This window comes from Flavobacterium sp. UBA4854 (assembly GCF_002399805.1).
GTDB lineage: Bacteria > Bacteroidota > Bacteroidia > Flavobacteriales > Flavobacteriaceae > Flavobacterium > Flavobacterium ginsengisoli.
This window is the reverse complement of record NZ_DHEI01000028.1, coordinates 56,648-57,895: the sequence shown is the minus strand read 5'-3', so window position 1 is coordinate 57,895 and position 1,248 is coordinate 56,648. Positions and strand designations below refer to the sequence as shown.

At 31.9% G+C, this 1,248-nt stretch carries 1 pseudogene; it reads left to right on the top strand.

Going from position 1 to position 1,248, the window contains the following annotated elements:
• Nucleotides 1–843, top strand: a pseudogene (locus B3J44_RS03560) (molecular chaperone HtpG); the annotation flags it as partial.
• Nucleotides 844–1,248: the final 405 nt, after the last annotated feature.

Sequence of the window (1,248 nt, the reverse complement as noted above, 5' to 3'; positions counted from 1 at the left end):
GTTAAGAAAATCTCAAACTACATTACTCGTAAAGTAGCAGATAAATTAAAAGCTTTATTTAACGAAAACCGTGCTGATTTTGAAGCAAAATGGAACGATATTAAAATCGTTTTAGAATACGGAATGCTTTCTGAAGACAAGTTCTACGAAAAAGCAGGTGCATTTGTTTTGTACCCAACTGTAGATGACACTTACTTTACTTTAGAAGAATTAAAAGAAAAACTAAAAGAAAACCAAACGGATAAAGATGGTAAACTTGTCGTTCTTTATGCTGGAAACAAAGATGCTCAGCACTCTTACATTGAAGCTGCAAAAGACAAAGGTTACGAAGTATTGCTTTTAGATTCTCCAATCATTTCGCACTTAATCCAAAAGATTGAAAACGATAACAGCGGATTAACTTTTGTACGTGTTGACTCTGATCATATTGACAACTTAATCAAAAAAGAAGAAAATACAATCTCTAAATTATCTGATGATGAAAAAGCAGCTTTAAAAACTTCATTAGAAGCTTATATTCCAAAAGCATACAGTGTTCAACTAGAAGCTATGGATTCTCAAGCTGCTCCATTCCTTATTACGCAACCAGAATTTATGCGTAGAATGAAAGAAATGAGCCAAACAGGCGGTGGAATGTTCGGAATGGGCAATATGCCAGAAATGTACAATCTAGTTGTAAACACCAATTCTGATTTGGCTTCAAGCATCTTAAATACAGAAGACAAAACACACCAAGAGCATTTGGTTAAACAAGCATTAGATTTAGCTAAATTATCTCAAAACCTATTAAAAGGTGAAGCGCTTACTGCTTTCGTAAAAAGAAGTTTTGAAATGATCAAATAAGCATAAAATTGCTTTCCTAACAAAAGCTGTCCGATTGGACAGCTTTTGTTGTTTAAACCAAAACCGGTTTTAGATTGTTTAAATCATCTCATTAATTAGCAATTATTATAATTTTTTGTTCAAAAAATCGTTAGGATATCTTATAAATTAACCACTATAGGATTTTTAAATTGTAACTTATTTTTTTATTACATTTGACTGCCTTATTAATCTAATCCAAAACAAAAAAACCATGAAAAAAACTGTCATTTTATTATCAACTATTTGCGCTACAGCATTTTTATATATTTCTTGTTCTAGCGACAATCACGACGAACCAGGAAATTCAACAAATCTAACAAACGTTGGAGCATCGATTTTTGTTGACACTTCCAACGAAATGGATCTTAACACGGGGCTTTTAAT